The sequence below is a fragment of the Kitasatospora sp. NPDC001683 genome (genome assembly GCF_053596495.1).
Map to the genome: position 1 here is coordinate 1 of NZ_JBSFGK010000034.1, position 16,918 is coordinate 16,918.

16 protein-coding genes are annotated in these 16,918 nt (G+C 72.7%); 10 read left to right on the plus strand and 6 right to left on the minus strand.

Annotated features, from left to right (window positions below):
- Nucleotides 1–136 precede the first annotated feature (136 nt).
- The 3 genes from ACWCYO_RS19725 (at nt 137) to ACWCYO_RS19735 (ending at nt 3,851) form a co-directional block, all read left to right on the plus strand.
- A complete protein-coding gene (locus ACWCYO_RS19725) occupies nt 137–1,711 on the plus strand; it encodes a sugar ABC transporter ATP-binding protein (protein WP_449784919.1) in 1,575 nt (524 codons plus the stop codon).
- A 73-nt stretch (nt 1,712–1,784) separates the two neighbouring features.
- Nucleotides 1,785–2,825, plus strand: a complete 1,041-nt coding sequence (locus ACWCYO_RS19730) for an ABC transporter permease (protein WP_270149812.1) — start codon at nt 1,785–1,787, stop codon at nt 2,823–2,825.
- A gap of 219 nt (nt 2,826–3,044) precedes the next feature.
- On the plus strand, nt 3,045–3,851 hold the full coding sequence (locus tag ACWCYO_RS19735) for a DeoR/GlpR family DNA-binding transcription regulator (RefSeq protein WP_270149811.1): 807 nt from the start codon (nt 3,045–3,047) through the stop codon (nt 3,849–3,851).
- A 69-nt stretch (nt 3,852–3,920) separates the two neighbouring features.
- Here ACWCYO_RS19735 and galK read toward each other — a convergent pair whose 3' ends face one another.
- Nucleotides 3,921–5,066, minus strand: a complete 1,146-nt coding sequence (gene galK / locus ACWCYO_RS19740) for a galactokinase (RefSeq protein WP_449784920.1) — start codon at nt 5,064–5,066, stop codon at nt 3,921–3,923.
- Nucleotides 5,067–5,339: 273 nt separating this feature from the next.
- On the opposite strand from galK, the gene galT reads away from it, so the two are divergent.
- The gene (gene galT / locus ACWCYO_RS19745) at nt 5,340–6,443 is read left to right on the plus strand and encodes a galactose-1-phosphate uridylyltransferase (RefSeq protein WP_449784921.1); all 1,104 of its coding nucleotides are present in this window, start codon (nt 5,340–5,342) and stop codon (nt 6,441–6,443) included.
- 305 nt (nt 6,444–6,748) lie between these two features.
- Nucleotides 6,749–8,851, plus strand: a complete 2,103-nt coding sequence (locus ACWCYO_RS19750; protein ID WP_449784922.1) for an NEW3 domain-containing protein — start codon at nt 6,749–6,751, stop codon at nt 8,849–8,851.
- A gap of 96 nt (nt 8,852–8,947) precedes the next feature.
- Here the strand turns inward: ACWCYO_RS19750 and ACWCYO_RS19755 are convergent, their stop codons facing one another.
- A complete protein-coding gene (locus tag ACWCYO_RS19755; RefSeq protein ID WP_449784923.1) occupies nt 8,948–11,041 on the minus strand; it encodes an alpha-galactosidase in 2,094 nt (697 codons plus the stop codon).
- 400 nt (nt 11,042–11,441) lie between these two features.
- A complete protein-coding gene (locus ACWCYO_RS19760; RefSeq protein ID WP_449784924.1) occupies nt 11,442–11,690 on the minus strand; it encodes a response regulator transcription factor in 249 nt (82 codons plus the stop codon).
- Nucleotides 11,691–11,744: 54 nt separating this feature from the next.
- On the opposite strand from ACWCYO_RS19760, the gene ACWCYO_RS19765 reads away from it, so the two are divergent.
- A complete protein-coding gene (locus ACWCYO_RS19765; RefSeq protein WP_449784925.1) occupies nt 11,745–12,035 on the plus strand; it encodes a hypothetical protein in 291 nt (96 codons plus the stop codon).
- A 141-nt stretch (nt 12,036–12,176) separates the two neighbouring features.
- Here the strand turns inward: ACWCYO_RS19765 and ACWCYO_RS19770 are convergent, their stop codons facing one another.
- Nucleotides 12,177–12,758: a TetR/AcrR family transcriptional regulator gene (locus tag ACWCYO_RS19770; protein ID WP_449784926.1), complete on the minus strand. Its 582-nt coding sequence runs from the start codon at nt 12,756–12,758 to the stop codon at nt 12,177–12,179.
- 54 nt (nt 12,759–12,812) lie between these two features.
- On the opposite strand from ACWCYO_RS19770, the gene ACWCYO_RS19775 reads away from it, so the two are divergent.
- Complete coding sequence (locus tag ACWCYO_RS19775; RefSeq protein ID WP_270149803.1) at nt 12,813–13,331, plus strand: GNAT family N-acetyltransferase; 519 nt, start codon at nt 12,813–12,815, stop codon at nt 13,329–13,331.
- Nucleotides 13,332–13,500: 169 nt separating this feature from the next.
- The gene (locus tag ACWCYO_RS19780; protein WP_270149801.1) at nt 13,501–13,866 is read left to right on the plus strand and encodes a hypothetical protein; all 366 of its coding nucleotides are present in this window, start codon (nt 13,501–13,503) and stop codon (nt 13,864–13,866) included.
- A 541-nt stretch (nt 13,867–14,407) separates the two neighbouring features.
- On the opposite strand, the gene ACWCYO_RS19785 is transcribed toward ACWCYO_RS19780, so the two are convergent.
- Nucleotides 14,408–14,773 (minus strand): MerR family transcriptional regulator, encoded by a 366-nt coding sequence (locus tag ACWCYO_RS19785; protein ID WP_270149800.1) that lies wholly within the window; start codon nt 14,771–14,773, stop codon nt 14,408–14,410.
- Between the two features lie 109 nt (nt 14,774–14,882).
- On the opposite strand from ACWCYO_RS19785, the gene ACWCYO_RS19790 reads away from it, so the two are divergent.
- Nucleotides 14,883–15,668 carry an amidohydrolase family protein gene (locus tag ACWCYO_RS19790; RefSeq protein WP_270149799.1) on the plus strand — a complete coding sequence of 262 codons (786 nt, stop codon included), beginning with the start codon at nt 14,883–14,885 and terminating at the stop codon, nt 15,666–15,668.
- 86 nt (nt 15,669–15,754) lie between these two features.
- On the opposite strand, the gene ACWCYO_RS19795 is transcribed toward ACWCYO_RS19790, so the two are convergent.
- Complete coding sequence (locus ACWCYO_RS19795; protein WP_449784927.1) at nt 15,755–16,324, minus strand: TetR/AcrR family transcriptional regulator; 570 nt, start codon at nt 16,322–16,324, stop codon at nt 15,755–15,757.
- 128 nt (nt 16,325–16,452) lie between these two features.
- Here ACWCYO_RS19795 and ACWCYO_RS19800 point away from each other — a divergent pair, with 128 nt between their 5' ends.
- The gene (locus ACWCYO_RS19800) at nt 16,453–16,872 is read left to right on the plus strand and encodes a tautomerase family protein (protein WP_449784928.1); all 420 of its coding nucleotides are present in this window, start codon (nt 16,453–16,455) and stop codon (nt 16,870–16,872) included.
- Nucleotides 16,873–16,918: the final 46 nt, after the last annotated feature.

Here is a 16,918-nt window from a genome sequence, read left to right on the forward strand (position 1 = left end):
CCGTCCGGCACCGCGCGCCCGGGGACACCTTCGCGGTGGACGGGCTGGTCGCGGAGGCGGACCCGGCCGACTACGACGGGCTGGTGCTGCCCGGCCTCCCCAAGACCGTCCGCACCGCACCGCCAACGAGGCCCCGATGACCCCACCTGATTCCCCGCCCATCCCGCCACCGGACGGCGCCGCCGGCCTGAGCGCCGAGGGCGTGTCCAAGCGCTTCGGCACCGTCCAGGCGCTCAGCGACGTCACCCTCGCCTTCCCACCCGGCCAGGTCACCGCCCTGATGGGCGAGAACGGCGCCGGCAAGTCCACCCTGCTGCGCATCCTCACCGGCGACCACCGCCCCACCGCGGGACGCGTCCTGCTGGACGGTGAGGCCCTCGACCTGGACTCCCCGCAGGACGCCCGCCGCGCCGGGATCCGGATCATCCCGCAGGAACCCGAGATCATCCCGCACGTCCCGGTCGCCGAGAACGTCTACGCCGGCTCGCTGCCCCGCACCCGGCTGCGCCGGCTCGACCGCGCCGAACTGCGCCGCCGGATCACCGCCGACCTGCACCGCCTCGGCTTCGACAAGGTCCTCGACCCGGCCCTGCTCGGCTCCGAACTGACCGCTGCCCAGCGTCAGTTGGTGGAGATCATGCGCGCCCTGACCGGCGCCGTCCCACCGCGCGCGATCGCCTTCGACGAGCCCACCTCCTCGCTCTCCGAGCACGAGGTCGAGGCCCTGTTCGCCCTGATCGGACGCCTGCGCGACGAGGGCATCGCCGTCATCTACGTCTCCCACCGGATGAAGGAGATCTTCCGGCTCGCCGACCGCATCGCCGTACTGCGCGACGGCCGGGTGGCCGGCGTGGTCCGGGCCGCCGCCACCGACGAGGGCGAACTCGTACGGCTCATGGTCGGCCGCGACCTGTCCTCGCTGTTCGTCCGCCAGCAGGTCGCCACCGACCGGGTCGTCCTGGACGTCGAGGGCCTCAGCACCGACGACGTCAGCGGCATCAGCCTCAGGGTCCACGCCGGGGAGGTCGTCGCCCTCGCCGGGCTGATCGGCGCCGGGCGCTCCGAACTCGCCCTCGCGCTGGCCGGTGACGCCCCCGTCCACTCCGGCACCGTCACGCTCAACGGTGAGGTCCTGCGGCTGAGGAACCCCGGCGACGCCATCGCCGCGGGCATCGGCCTGGCCCCCGAGGAGCGCAAGACCCAGGCGCTGTTCCTGCAGCGCACGATCCGGGACAACACCTCGCTGGTCAGCCTGGGCCGGCTCAGCCGCTGGCGGTTCGTCAGGCGCCGTCAGGAGAAGGACCTCGCCCAGGAGTACGCCGACCGGCTGCGGGTCCGCGCCCCCTCCGTCGAGGCGGAGGTCCGCACCCTGTCCGGCGGCAACCAGCAGAAGGTCGTCCTCGCGCGCTGGCTCGCCCGCAAGCCCGACCTGCTGATCCTCGACGAACCCACCCGCGGCGTCGACATCGGCGCCAAGGCCGAGATCTACCAGATCATCGCCGACCTCGCCCGCGCGGGCACCGCCGTCCTGGTCATCTCCTCCGAACTGCCCGAAGTGCTCGGCCTCGCCGACCGGATCGTGGTGATGCAGAACGGCCGCACCACCGGCGAGCTCACCCGCGAGCAGGCCACCGAGGAGGCCGTCCTCGCCCTCGCCATGGCCGACGACCTGGCCACCACCACCCCCGCCCAGACCGGAGAGACCCATTGAACGAGCGCAGCGAGCGAATCATCGAAAGGCGCGCGTGGGCATGTGCCCCTGCCGAGCACAGCGAGGTGGGCGCATGACGACCGCCACTCCCCCGACCGCCCCGGCGCCGGACGCCGGAGCCGTGCCCGCCCGGTCCGGTGGCCCGTACGCCCTGCTCGCCGCGGTCGGTGGCCAGAACCTCAGCCTGATCGGCGCCCTCGTCGCCGTCGTCGCCCTGTTCGGCTGGCTCAACCCGAACTTCGTCGGCTGGGACAACATCCAGGTCATCGCCGAGGCCGCCACCATCTCCGGACTGCTGGCCGTCGTCCAGACCGTCGTCATCATCTGCGGCGGCCTGGACATCTCGGTCGGCTCCCAGGCCGGTCTGGCCTCCGTCACCAGCGCGATGGTCTTCACCTCCACCGGCGCCAACCCCTACCTCGGCATCGGCGCCGCCCTCGCCATCGGCGCCGGCATCGGCCTGTTCAACGGCGTCGTCATCGTCTACGGCCGGGTCAACCCGACCATCGCCACCCTCGCCGGACTGGCCGCCTACAAGGGCGTCGCCCAGCTCGTCTCGGACGGCCGCGCCCAGGGCTACGTACTCAACGACCCGGTCTTCGTCTTCCTCAGCCGGGGCAAGATCGCCGGCCTGCCCACCATGGTCTGGCTGCTGGTCCTCACCGCCGCCGCCGTGCACGCCCTGCTCACGTACACCGACATCGGCCGCAACGTCTACGCCATCGGCGGCAACGACACCGCCGCCCGCCTGGCCGGCATCAACCTCAACAAGTACCTGATCGCCGCCTACGCCCTCTCCGGCACCGTCGCCGCCCTCGCCGGCGTCCTCCTCACCGCCCGTACCGGCAGCGGCCAACCGGTCTCCGGCAGCGAGGGCCTGGAACTCCAGTCGATCACCGCGGCCGCCCTCGGCGGCTGCGCCCTCAAGGGCGGCAAGGGCGGCATCGGCGGCACCCTGCTCGCCGTCGCGCTGCTCGGTGCCCTGCAGAACGGCCTCACCGTCCAGGGCATCAACTCCTTCTGGCAGAACGTCGCCCAGGGCGCCCTGCTGGTCGCCGCCGTGGTCATCCAGCAGCGCCGCAACCGCGACCGGGCGGTCGGCCTGCCGGCCTGAGAAGCCCTCGGCCCGCCCTCGCCGGCCGGGACGCCGATCCACCCGAACCCGCCGGTGCCGCGACCGAACGCGGCACCGGCGGTTCGCCGCACAGACGGGTACCGGGGGGACAGCCCACCGGCGGTGCTGGGATAATGGCTCCCGCAGGACCCGGCCGCGTTCCCGGTCGCCGACGAGAACGCCCAAGCCGCACGTGCTCGTTCGATCGAAAGGTCCTCCGTGGCTGACCAGACGTTGCTCGCCGCCCAGCGCCAGGCACTGATCCTGGAGGCGATCCGCCGGGCCGGCGCGGTCCGGGTCGCCGAACTGGTCGAGCAGTTCGGCGTGTCCGACATGACCATCCGCCGGGACCTCGACGCGCTGGTCCGTCAGGGCGCCGCGGAGAAGGTCCACGGCGGCGCGGTGGCGAGCGGGACGGCGAGCACCTTCGAACCCGGCTTCGACGCCAAGTCCGGGCTGGAGGAGGGCACCAAGGCCGCGCTCGCGGACGCCGCGGTCCAGCTGGTGGAGCCGGGCAGCGTGGTGGCCCTGTCGGCCGGGACCACGACCTACGCGGTCGCCTCCCGGCTGCTCGAGGTCCCGGAGCTGACGGTGGTGACCAACTCGCTGCGGATCGCGGACCTGCTCTGGGCAGCGGGAGGCGACGGGAGGGAAACCGTCCCGTCGCTGCTGCTGACCGGTGGATCGCCCACCCGCTCGGCGGCCCTGGTGGGGGCGCTGGCCGACCAGACGATCCGCTCGCTGCACGTGGACCTGCTGATCCTCGGCGTGCACGGGGTGAGCGAGCATGCCGGCCTGACCACGCCCAACCTGGCCGAGGCGCAGACCAATCGGGCCCTGATCGCCTCGGCACGCCGCACGGTCGTGGTCGCGGACCACACCAAGTGGGGCGTGGTCGGGCTGAGCAGCTTCGCGACCCTGGCGGAGGTCGACTGCTTCGTCACCGACGACGCCCTCCCGGCGACCGCCCGCGAGGTGGTCGCCGAGGCGGTCGGCGAGCTGATCGTCGTCCCGGCGGGCGGCTGAGCGGGCGGTCGAGCAGGCGGCCGGTTGAGCGGGTGGCCGAGCGGGCGGCCGGTTGAGCGGGCGGCCGGGTCAGGCCACCCGACGGGCTCCCGCCGAGGGCACCGCGGTGAAGGTGACGGGTGCGGCGAAGCCCGCCGAGCGGAAGGCCGACCGCACCGCCTCGGAGACGGCCGCCAGGTCCGCGGCCCCGACCAGCGCGACGACGGACCCGCCGAAGCCGCCCCCGGTCATCCGGGCGCCCAACGCCCCGGCGGCGACGGCGGCCTCCACCGCGAGGTCCGTCTCCGGGCAGGAGACCCGGAAGTCGTCGCGCAGCGAGGCGTGTCCCGCCGTCAGGACGGGCCCGAGCGCCGTCAGCTCACCGCGGCCCAGATGGTCGATCGTCTCCAGCACGCGCCCGTTCTCGGTCACCACGTGCCGTACCAGCGGCCGGAGTTCACCGGGCAGCCGGTCCAGGGCCGGGGCCAGGTCGGCGCTCGGAAGGTCGCGCAGCGCGGGCAGCCCGAGCAGGCCCGCGGCACGCTCGCAGCCGGCCCGCAGGGCCGCGTACGCGCCGTCGCCGAGGTCGTGCTTGACCCGGGTGTCGATCACCAGCAGCCGCAGCCCCGCCGCCGTCAGGTCGAGCGGGACGTGCCGCTGCTCCAGCGTCCGGGTGTCGAGGAACAGCGCGGTGCCGTCCGTGCAGCAGGCGGAGGCCATCTGGTCCATCACCCCGCAGGGCACACCGACGAAGGCGTTCTCCGCCCGCTGGGCGATCAGGGCGAGTTCCGGCGCGGTCAGGCCCAGTTCGTACAGGTCGTTCAGGGCCGCGGCCGTCGCGCACTCCAGGGCGGCCGAGGAGGAGAGCCCGGCCCCGGTCGGCACGTCGCTGTCGACGAACAGGTCGGCCCCGCCGACGGGGTGGCCCGCCTCGGCGAGCGCCCAGAAGACCCCGGCCGGGTAGCTCGCCCAGCTCGCCACGGCGCCGGGCGCCAGTGCCTCCAGCGCCAGGTCGGTGATCGTGCCGTCGCCCTGGGCGCTGTACAGCCGCAGCCGTCCGTCCGTCCGGCGGCGGGCGCTGACCCGGGTGGTGTGCGGAAGGGCGATCGGCAGGACGAAGCCGTCGTTGTAGTCGGTGTGTTCGCCGATCAGGTTCACCCGGCCGGGGGCGGCCCAGGTGCCGTCCGGCCGTGCCGCGTGGACGGCCTCGAAGTCGGTGGCGGCCTCGTCGATCATCTCGTCAGCTCCATGCCTCGGTGCGCGGGGTGGGTTCCCGCCGGCGGTGATGTCCAAGCAAGCGGGAGCGAATTCCGACACAATCAAACACGCCTGGCCTTCAGGGTCAACATCTGCGGTGAACACGGATGGGCATGTTCCGGCGGGCCGGATGAGCCGTCCGGAAACACGGCCGTCGAGGGGCGGCGCTTGTTGACAAGCGATCGTGTTTGTTTGAATCTGTTGAAGCTTGAAAACCGCCGGGGCGACGTCCAACGCGTAAGGAGCACAGCGGTGCACAGAACCGCCACCAGGTTGGCCGACGGCCGCGAACTGGTCTACTTCGACCAGGCGCCGGGAGCCGTTCGCGACGTCCGGGACGAACGCCCCCTGGAGCCCGCGGCGAGCCTCTCCGAGATCCGGCTCGACCCGGTGCTCGGTGAGTGGGTCACCGTGGCCGCCCACCGCCAGCAGCGCACCTACCACCCGCCGGCGGGCGAGTGCCCGCTGTGCCCGTCCCGGGACGGGCGGCTCAGCGAGATCCCGGCGGCCGACTACGAGGTGGCGGTGTTCGAGAACCGCTTCCCCTCGCTCGCCCCGGGGTCGGCCGAGCACGTCGCGGCCCAGGACGCGCCCCTGCACACCCTCCGGCCCGGCAACGGCCGCTGCGAGGTGGTGTGCTTCACCTCCGACCACGACGCCTCCTTCGCGGACCTGGACGAGGCCAAGGCGCGCCTGGTGCTGGACGCCTGGACCGACCGCACGGCGGAACTGTCCGCCCTGCCCGGCGTGCGCCAGGTGTACTGCTTCGAGAACCGCGGCGAGGAGATCGGCGTCACGCTCGCCCACCCGCACGGTCAGATCTACGCCTTCCCCTTCGTCCCCTCCCGCACCACCCGGATGATCGCCCGGGCCGAGGCGCACCGGGCCCGCACCGGCCGGAACCTGTTCGAGGACCTGCTCTCCGCCGAGCAGGACAGCCCGGAACGGCTGGTCCTGCGGGGCGAACACTGGGTCGCCTTCGTGCCGTTCGCCGCGCGCTGGCCGTACGAGGTCCACCTCTACCCCAAGCGCCGGGTCGCCGACCTCACCGCGCTGACCGAGCCCGAGCGCGCCGAGTTCCCCGGCCTCTACCTGGACCTGCTGCGCCGCTTCGACGCGCTGTTCCCCGCCGCGCCCGGTGCGGCGCCCAACCGGACCCCGTACATCTCGGCCTGGCACCAGGCTCCCCGCACCGGTGGCGGGCAACTCGCCCTCCACCTCGAGCTGTTCACCGTCCGTCGGGCGCCGGGCAAGCTCAAGTACCTGGCCGGGGTGGAATCGGGGATGGACGCCTTCGTCACCGACGTGAGCCCGGAGCAGGCCGCCTCCCGGCTCCGGGAGGCGGCGCTCGGCTGACCCGCGACCCGCCCGCCACACCGCACCACACCGACGGAGCCCACCGCGTCGTGCTGACCGCCGACGCCGTGGGCTCCGTCGGCATGGGCGGGTCCGCCCGCGCTCGACGCCCTGACGGGCGCTCGGTTCGACGCACGGTTCGACGTCCGACCGGACGTCCGACCCCTCCCAGGTGCGTTGATATCCGTCTGATTGCGTTGACTATTGACTATCTCTGTTGGATTTGGTTCGCTTTCCCCCGCCCTGCGCAGGGTGCCAGTTCCTGCACCACCGTCCGCACCACCCCCCGGACCCCAGGAGACACGATGCGCAAGACGTGGGCCGCGTTACTCGCGGCCTCGCTGGCGGCGGCGCCGCTCGCCGCCGTTCCCCTCACCAGCACCCCGGCCGTGGCCGCCGAGTCGGCCGGCGCCACGCTGGTCCCCACCCCGCCGATGGGCTGGAACGACTGGAACGCCTTCGGCTGCGACGTCGACGAGCAGCTGGTCGAGCAGACCGCCGACAGACTGGTCTCGACCGGCCTGCGGGCCGCCGGCTACCAGTACGTCAACATCGACGACTGCTGGATGGCCAAGACCCGCGACGCCGCCGGCAGGCTCGTCCCCGACCCGGTCAAGTTCCCGCACGGGATCACCGGTGTGGCCGCCTACGTCCACGCCAAGGGCCTCAAGCTCGGCATCTACGAGAGCGCCGGCACGATGACCTGTGCCGGCTTCCCCGGCAGCCTCGGCCACGAGCAGCAGGACGCGGATTCCTTCGCCTCCTGGGGCGTCGACTACCTCAAGTACGACAACTGCTACAACCAGGGCCTACCCTCGCTGCAGCGCTACCGCGCGATGGGCGACGCGCTGGCGAAGACCGGCCGCCCGATCGTCTACAGCCTCTGCAACTGGGGTCTGGACAGCGTGTGGACCTGGGGCGCCACCGTCGGCCAACTCTGGCGCACCACCGGGGACATCGACGCCTCGTTCGGCCGGATGCTGGACATCTTCCACGCCAACGCCAAGCTCGCCGACGCCGCGGGACCGGGCGGCTGGAACGACCCGGACATGCTGGAGGTCGGCAACGGCATGACGGCGACCGAGGACCGCGCCCACTTCTCGCTCTGGGCCGAGATGGCGGCCCCGCTGATCGCCGGCACCGACCTGCGCAAGGCGAGCGCCGACACCCTCGCCGTCTACGGCAACACCGAGGTCATATCCGTCGACCAGGACCGGCTCGGCAAGCAGGGGCGGCCGGTGAGCATGGCCGCCGGTCTGGACGTCCTGGCCAAGCCGCTCGCCGACGGCGGGGTGGCGGTCACCCTGTTCAACGAGAACCCGCAGCCCGCGGTGATCTCGACCACGGCGGCCGCGGTCGGCCTGCCGGCGGCCAAGGGGTACCTCCTGCGGGACCTGTGGGCGCGCACCACCGGCGAGAGCGCCGGCGCGGTCAGCGCCACCGTGCCCGGCCACGGCGTCGTGATGTACAAGGTCACCCCGACCGACCACCCGGGCGGACAGCACCCGGACCTCGTCCTCGACACCAAGGTGCCCGACCTCACCCCGGGCGGCGCGGCCACCGTCACCACGACCTTCACCGACAACGGCGCGCAGTCCGCGAACGACGTGCTGCTCGGACTGGACGTACCGGCCGGCTGGGCGGTGGCACCGCTGTCGGAGACCCGGTTCGGGCACGTGCCGCCCGGCGGCGCGGCCCAGGCCATGTTCCGCGTGACCGCCCCGGCGCACCTGCCGACGCCGATCACCAGGGCCACCCTCACCGGCACCGCCACCGCGCACGGGCCGGGTGGCCCGCAGCGCGTCACCGCGCCGGCGCCGGTCGTCCTGGCCGCACCCGTGCAGGCCCCGTTCCGGACCTTCACCGACACCACCGCCGTGTTCGGCGCGCAGGACGGTACGTTCGCCATCGACGGCGCGGGCGCCGACCTCTACTACGACGTCGACGAGTACAGCGCCGTCTACCGGCCGGGCGCCGAACACGACGGCTCCACCACGGTCGTGAAGCTCACCGCGCAGGCACCGACCAGTGACTGGGCCAAGGCCGGGATCATGGTCCGCAACGACATCACCCAGCCGGGCCGTTCGGCCGGGTACCTCGTCCTGGCCGAGGCCCCCGGCAAGGGCTACGTGCTGCAGTGGGACAGCGACGGCAACGGTCAACTGGACTCCAACAGCGCTCCGGCGAACCAGGGTTCGGGCTCGGCGGCCTATCCGAGCTGGCTGAAGCTGGTGCGCGACGGATCGACGTACACCGGCTACTACTCCACCGACGGGACCACCTGGACCAAGATCGGAGAGGCCACCGTGCCGGGAGCGGCCGCACGCCAGGACGTCGGGCTGTTCACCACCTCGCACAGCGCGGGCACCAGCGGCGAGGCCGACTTCACGGGCTTCACCCAAAGCTGACCGCCGGCCTCCTGGTCGGGCGTGCGGCGTCAGGGCAGACACCCTGACGCCGCACGCCGATCCTTCTGTCAGGCCGGGCCGGTCAGGACGGGACGGTCAGGACAGGACGGTCCAACTCTGCCCTGCGGCAGCCGGGTTGGCCGGATTCGTCATGCCCGTGGAGCCGGCCGCGGTTCCGGCGACGTCCAGCGTCAGACCGTTGCCGACGTTGGTGACGGTGAGCGCGCCGCTGCTGTTCTGGGTGACCTTCCACTCCTGCCAGGGGTTACCGGGCGAGGCGTTGAGCAGGTAGGCGCTGCCGACGCCGTTGCCGCCGGCGAGCACGGTGTGCGTCTGGGTCGCGGTGGCACAGTTGTCACTGATCGTCACGGTGCCGTCCGCGTTGCGCGTGAACGTCCACTGCTGGGCGGCGTTGCCGCTCTGGTAGGCGCCGATGTCGGAGTTGCCGCCGACGGGTGCGGAGCAGCCGCCCTGGACCTCGAGCGCCTGGCCCCCGGTGCCACCGGCGCTGAGCGCGTGGTACTTGCCGTCGCCGACGACGGCCGGCTGGCCGCCCCCGGTGCCACCGCCCGTGCCGGTGCCCGCCCCGGCGATGCGGTAGAGCGCGACGCCGTGCGCGGGGATCCAGTTGCCGCCGATGGAGCCGGTCGCGGTGCCGGTGGCACCCGTCCACAGTTCCCGGTAGGCGTAGCCCGAGCCGGTCAGGCCGAGGTCCGCGAAGCCGGCACTGATCACGGCCCAGTTGTTCGGGTCCTGGTTGACCAGCGCCACGGCCAGGTCCCCGTTGGCGAGTTGGCGCTTGAGGATCACCGGGGCGACCGGGGAGGAGGGCGGGTTGCCGACCAGGGTGGCGGGCTTGGCGAGGCTGTCCTGGTCGATGGCGATCATGTCGCGGTTCTTGAGCAGCGCGAGTGCGGAGGAGCTGATGCCGGTGGACCAGGTGTAGCCGTTCGCGGTGTGCTGCGAGTCGGCGGCGGTGCGCAGGTCGGCGCCGGAGACGAGCGGGGCCGCCATCATCGAGAGCACGGACAGTTCGGTGCGCGACTCGTCGTCGGTGAAGGGCTTGTGGCCCTGGGAGGTGTCGGTGACGCCCCAGACGCCGTAGGTGTCCTGCCAGCCGGCGAACATCATGTCCAGGTCGTTCCAGCTGCCGGGGTGGACGTTGCCCGGGTACCTCAGCGCGGTCTGCAGCTGGCCGTTGTAGAGCACGCCGTCCAGTTCGCTGTCGCGGTCGCCGCCGATCCGGCACATGTTGGCGACCTGGCCGCACCAGATTCCGGTGGGCGAGTAGCCGGGCGCCTGGTGCGGCGGGGTGCCGGCGGCGGTGATCAGCGGATCGGTCCGGGCCGGGTCGTCGGCGCTCAGCAGGAAGGGGATGCCGGTGTGCGCGGGCTGCGCGGACAGGCTCAGCGTGATCTTGGGCTTGCCCGCGGCGGCGGTCGCCGCGTCCAGGGCGCGCTGGAAGGTCTGGGTCCGGGCGTAGATGGACCGGGTGAGCTCCTTGCCCTCGCCCTGCGGGTAGTAGGCGTAGCCGTCGGGGCCGTAGATGGTGGGACCGTACGGGCAGTCGTCGTACTTGACGAAGTCGACGCCCCAGGAGACGAAGTCGGCGGCGTCGGTGGTCTCGTGGCCGAGGCTCCCGGGGTGGCCCTGGCAGGTGGTGTAGGTGTCGGTGGCGTAGAGGCCGAACTTCATGCCCTTGCTGTGGGCGTACCAGGCCAGGTACTGGATGCCGTTGACGGTCCTGCCGTCGACGCTCTGCGCGGGGAACTGGTCGGGCTCGGGGAGGAGGTGGCCGCTGGTGGGGTCGTTCCCGCCGCCGTCGGTGCCGCTGACCGGATTTCCGTTGGCGTCGTAGAGCTGCATGGCGCCGTCGGCGGTCTTGGCGAAGTCCGTGTTCTGGCCGTCGCGGTGGCGCATCGACCAGCCGTCGTCGACGGTGACGGTGTCGTATCCCGCCTGTACCAGGCCGTTGGCCGACATGAAGTCGATGGTCTGCTTGACCTGGCTCTCGGTGACGTAGGCACCGATGCTGTTCCACGAGTTCCAACCCATGGGCGGGGTCAGGGCGTTGCCGTTGCCGAGGGCGGCGGCCGGAGTCGCGGTGCCGAGTGCAGCGGCGCTGAGGCCGGAGGCCGCGAGGACGGTGACGGCGAGTATGCCGACGAGCCGGTGTGGCGTTCTGCGCATGTGGGGGCTTCCCGGGTGGGTGAGTTGCGCCGGGCCCGGGCTGCCGAAGGGCACCAGCCGCGGCGCGGGTGGATGGGGACCGGTGCTGACGATCTGTACCGGGGCGTGCGAACGCGGCGACGTCGTTCGGCCTGCGAGTGGGGGGCGTGGACGACCGCACCGGTGAGCAGCCGTCGACGAGGCCGCGGTGCCATACGATATTGCACCTAACAGAACCCGACAAGACTCAACACAACAGCACTTCGATGGCCCGGGCGCGCTACGGGGGACGGCCCGACGTCCGGAGGGCTGCTGCCGCGACGTCAGCCGGCTCGGCCAGGCTGAGCCACAGCACCGGGCACGGCTCGTGGCCCGAAGCGCCGGGCGGCGTCGAGCCGGTCAGCCGGCACCGGCGGGCCACTCATCCGCTATGGGGCAGCCACCCCTGCTGGACGGCGCGCACGCCCGCCTCGAACCGGCTGCGGGCGCCGAGGCGCTCCATCAACTCGGTGGCGAGCCGCCGCGCGGTGCGGTGCGAGACCCCGAGCCGCTTGGCCACCGCCTCGTCCGTCAGTCCGTCCGCGAGCAGCCGGATGGCCCTGGCCTCCTGGGCGCTGAGCCCGCCGGTGCGCTTCGGGGCCCCCCGCCCAGCGGGGTGGCGCTGCCCCATACGCTCTCGAAGTCGTCGGTGCGGACCGGGATGACGGCGGTGGTCCGATCGGTGATGATCATTCGGGTGGGCAGCGTCGGCGCGGTGCGGACCCGACCGCCCTGCCGGGTGAGCCCGTCGACGTACTCCACGATGCGCGGCCCCGGCACCCCGATGCTCGGAACCACCGGCCTGTGGGCCAACTTCAAGGCCATCGCCGCCGGCGACTTCCTCGGCACCGGCAAGACCGCCGTCGCCGGCATCGACGCCAACAACAACCTCAAGTTCTACCCCGGCGACGGCGCCGGCCACGTCAGCGGCGGCACCCAGATGCTCCCCGGCAACGGCCTCTGGGCCCGCCTCTGATCCGCCCTCCGGCCCCGCGCATCCGGCTCAAGGATGCGCGGGGCCTTGTGAACGCGGAAGAAGCGGCACGCAGAAGCCGCAGTGTGGTTGCCCTTGAGCCCAGGCCTGCGGATCGAACGGTCCGCGCGTCGGGTCCCGGCCTCAGCCGAGGGTGACGTCGAGGAAGTCGCGCCAAGCCGCGTGGACGCGCTCGGCGTGGGCGCCGCCCTCGCCGGCGAGGAGGTCCAACAGCAGGCCGCGGAGGACGGCGAGCACCACGGTGGCGTTCGCCCCGGTGCCCTCCAGCACCCGGCCCAGCGGCGGCAGCCACTCCTCCAGCGAGGCGGTGCCGAAGTCCAGCCAGGGTTCACTACGGCCGAAGGCGCGGACGTACCCTTCGAAGAACAGTCGCAGCGCGCCCCGGTGTTCGGGGTCCGTCAGCCATTCCCAGAGCAGTTCGAGGGTCTCACGGGCGCTGCCGCCCTGGGCCGCGGACCGTTCCAGCAGCGCCAGTTGCTCGGTCCGGCCGACCGCCAGCACCTCCCGGACCAGCCCCTCCTTCGATCCGAACAGGTAGAGCAACACCCGCGGGCTGGAGCCGATCTCGGCCGCCAGCGGACGGAGCGAGAGGTCGGAGACGTTGTGTTCGGCGACGTAGCGGACGGTCGCGGCGAGGAGGTCCTCGCGGCGCGGCGACGGACGGCGCGGCGACGGACGTGAGGGTGCGTTGGCTGGGGTGGACACGTGCTCTATCGTTCCACTGAAACGAGTGTTTCAGTAGCAGAAGGGGACGCCGCCATGGCCACCACCGCACCCGGAACCGTGACCATCCGCGAAGCCGACCGGCCCGGGGACCTCGGCGCGGTCGCCGCCCTGCACGGCATCCTGTACACCCGCGAGTACGGCATGGACGCGACCATGGAGGCCTACGTCGCCGCCGGCATGGCCGAGTTGGTCCTGGCCCGCGCCGCCGAGGGCAGCGCGGCACCCGGGCGGCTGTGGGTCGCCGAACTCGACGGCCGGGTGGTCGGCGCCACCGGGCTCGTCCGGGCCGAGGAGCGCCCGGGCTGGGGCCAGTTGCGATGGGTGGTCCTCGATCCGGTCGCCCGGGGCCGGGGCCTGGGCCGGCGGCTGCTGGAGACCGCCCTGGAGGAGGCCCGCACCCGCTCGTACGAAGGCGTGCTGCTCTGGACGATCACCGGCCTCGACGCCGCCCACCACCTGTACGCGAAGGCCGGCTTCGAGCTCACCGTCTCCCGCCCCGCCCACAAGTTCGGGCTCGACACGGTCGAGCAGCGGATGGACCTGCGGTTCTGAGCGCCTGCGGACCGGGCCCGTCCGAGAGTGTCCGAGAGTGTCCGGGATCCGGTGAGCGCATTGCCGCCCCGGCCCGGACGCTGACAGCGTGGCGCTGCCCGGCTGTCCGGGCCAGCGGCCCCGCGGAGCAGTCCGCCGGGCCGCTCCGCCTTCGGAAGGGATACGTTCCATGCTGTCGCGCCGTACCCTGCGATCCGCCGTAGCCGTCCTCGGCGTCGGTGCCGCGATCGCCCTGTCCGCGTCCACGCCCGCCTTCGCCGCCAACGAGGGCGACCACTGGCTCTACACGCCCAACTGCACCGCCGACCAGGAGATCCAGCTGCAGTACGTCAACGGCGGCTGGCACGACCAGCAGGAGCTCAATCCGACCCGGGTCGGCGGCACCTGCGAGTTCGTCATGACGGACAACGGCGCCGTGATCTCGGACACCTGGGGCGCCGGCTCCGGCTGGCACTACGACGGCCCGGGCCACTACATCTGCGTCCAGGTCCGCGACTGGACCGCCGGCACAACCATCTACGGCATCTGTAACTGACCTCGCGGCACGAGGGCAGTCGGACGAGGATCGCCACAGCTCCGTCCATACGACGGCCGCCTGGTCCGACCGCTGCCCGCCCGGTCCGTGATCGGGCGGGCATCCGAGTAACGGCTGGAGGCCGCCGCCCTGCTGTGGATGGCGGCCTCCACGCCCAAGTCAGGCCTCGCCACCTGTCGTTCTGGACGAACGCGCCTGGAATCGCCTTCCTGCTGGACAATCGTCATGTCTGGCGGGGCAATCGAGCGGGCATACGACTTGCAACCGGCGACGGGCCCGACCGCGACTCCCCCACGAGTGCGACCGGGCCCCGGCCGGCGACCGGGCCTGGGCGTGACTCCCCCCACGGAGTAACGGCCAGGCCCGCTGGGTGTTCAACCAGCGACACGCAGCGTACATGCCATCTCTACTCAACGCTACCTCGCGGTCGAGGTTGGCCGATCGGCACCCTGTGTGGCGCAGTCCGGCGGCTGGAACGCAGGCGGCTTCCACCGGCTCCGGGGCCCGCCGGGCTCCGGAGCCCGGCTGCCGAGGTGAAGCCCTACAGCGCGGGCAGGCCCGCCTCCTCGGTGGCCGTGATGGCCCGCCGCAGGGCGTTCCGGGCCTGGTCCAACTCCTCGGCACGCCGGTCGAGTTCGGCGAGCTGGGCGCGCAGCTTGGTGAGCACCCCCGGGCAGGCGATGAGCGGGCCGTCCGGCTGGCCGCAGGGCAGGACCTGGCCGATCAGCCGGGTGGGCAGGCCCGCGGCCAGCAGGGCGCGGATCTGGCGGACGGTCTGCTCGGCGGAGGGTTCGTAGTCGCGGTAGCCGTTGGGCAGTCGGGTCGAGCTGAGCAGTCCGGCCGATTCGTAGTACCGGATCAGGCGTTCGCTGGTACCGGTGCGCTTGGACAGTTGCCCGATCCGCATGGTCGTTCGCTCCCCGTTCGGTTTGACCTTGTCACGGTGTCAAGGTTGCAGACTAGGGCACGGCGGCCCGGGGTCGCCCCGAGGGATGGCACCTGACCAGGAGAAACCGTTGATCATCGACGCCCACAGCCACGTTCACGACCCGCTGGACAGCCACCTCGCGCTGCTCGACGAGGCCGGGGTCGACCGCGCGGTGCTCTTCGGCACCCGGCCGCACCCGGAGCGGGCCGTGGATCTGGCCTCGTTCAAGCGGGAGATGAGCGTGCTGCACGCGACGGTCAGCGGACAGGCCGCCGGCGCCGCGGCGCACGAGGCGGCGGTGCGGGAGCTGGCGGCCGCCTGCGCGGCTCACCCGGACCGGTTCATCGGCTTCGGCAAGGTGCGGCTGGACGTGCCGGCCGAGCAGATCGCCGCCGAGGTGGAGCGGGACGTGGTCGCCCGGGGCTTCCGGGGCATCGGCGAGCTGACGCCGCCGCCGGACGGTGCGGGCCTGATCGAGCCGGTGCTGCGGGCCGCCGCGGACCACGGCGGACTGCCGGTCGTGGTGCACGGGTTCGCGCCGACCACCGCCGGCGACCTGGCGACGCTGGCCGACCTGGCCCGCAGCCACCCGAGCGTGCCGGTGGTGATCAGCCAGCTGGGCGGCCTCAACTGGCTGACGGCCATCGAGCTGGCTCGGGAGACCCCGAACCTCTACCTGGAACTGTCCACGACGAACGTGGTGTTCGCACTCCGCCTGGCCCTCCGTGAGGTGCCCGACCGGACGGTCTTCGGCTCGGACGCCCCCTACGGCGACCCGGTCCTGACCCGCGCCCTGGTCGAGCGCGTCACCTCGCCCGGTGAACTGCGGGACCGTGTCCTCGGCGGCACCTTCGCCGAACTCCTGGGCCTCTGAGGGGAGTTGCGACGCCCATCATGATCTCCGCTCGCCCCGCACGGGGGTGGGGGCGAGCGGTTCCCAGTGGCTGGTGACGACCCCGGTCAGCCGGGGTGTGCGACGAGGGTCATGGCCGTGCGCGCCACCGGCTCGAAGGGTTCGAGATCGCCGGCGGCCCGGCACAGCACATGGGCGCCCTGCAGCAGCGCGATCAGGGTCGTGGCGAGGTCTCGGGCGGCGTCGGGGTCGAGACCCGCGGCGGTCAGCCGTTCCGCGAGCTGGTCGCCCCAGGCCGTGAACGCGGTCGACGCGATCTGGCGGAGCGTCATGTCATCGCCTCCCGACCCGACTCCGACCGTCAGCGCCGCGACCGCGCACCCGCCGCCCGCCGCGGAGGCCGCGAGCACGGGCCGGACCAGTTCCAGGAAGGCCGCGACGACGCCCTGCGGGCTGTCCGCCGGGAGCGCGGCGAGCCGGGCGCGGACCTCGCAGCCGTTGCGTTCCGCCGCCTCGGCGACGAGTTGCGCCTTCCCGCCCGGGAAGTGGTGGTAGATCGCACCGCGCGCGGCTCCGCTGCCGGCGAGGATGTCGGTGAACGACATGCCGGCCACGCCACGGTGCTGGAGCGCCGTGACGGTCGCCTCGATCATGCGCTCGCGGGTCTCTCCGGCCAAGGTCGCCTCCGATCGTGAGTCCGGCGGCCGCCCGATCCGCACCGGCGACCTCCTTGACTAGTACGCCCATCCTAGCCCAGGCTGGATTAGCTAGGACGTCCGTACTAGCCACCTTCCAGGGAGGGCCCATGCCCATCACCGTCACCGCGCCGCGCGGAGTTCTCACCCCCGCCGGCGAGCGCGAGATCCTGCCGCGGTTGACCGCCGCCCTGACCGAGGCCAGCGGCCTCGCCGGGAACCCCGGCTTCACGTCGATGGTCGGCGGCACCGTCCACCTCCTCGACCCGGAGCACGTCTACGCCGGAGGCGTGAACCGCCCCGTCGTCATGGTCGAGCTGAAGCTGCCCGACATCGGCCTGGCCACCGCCGAGGCCCGGGCCGCGTTCATCCGGTCCGCCACCGACATCGTCGGACGCCTGACCGTCGAAGGGCATCGCGCCGACGACACCTGGGTCAACATCCTGAACGCCCGGGACGGCGCCTGGGGCATCGGCGGCAAGGCCCTCGGCAACGACGACATCGTCGCCGCCATCAGCGCCACCGTCTGACCGCCCCACGGGCGGCCCCGGGACGGCACCAGCCCCGGGGCCGGCC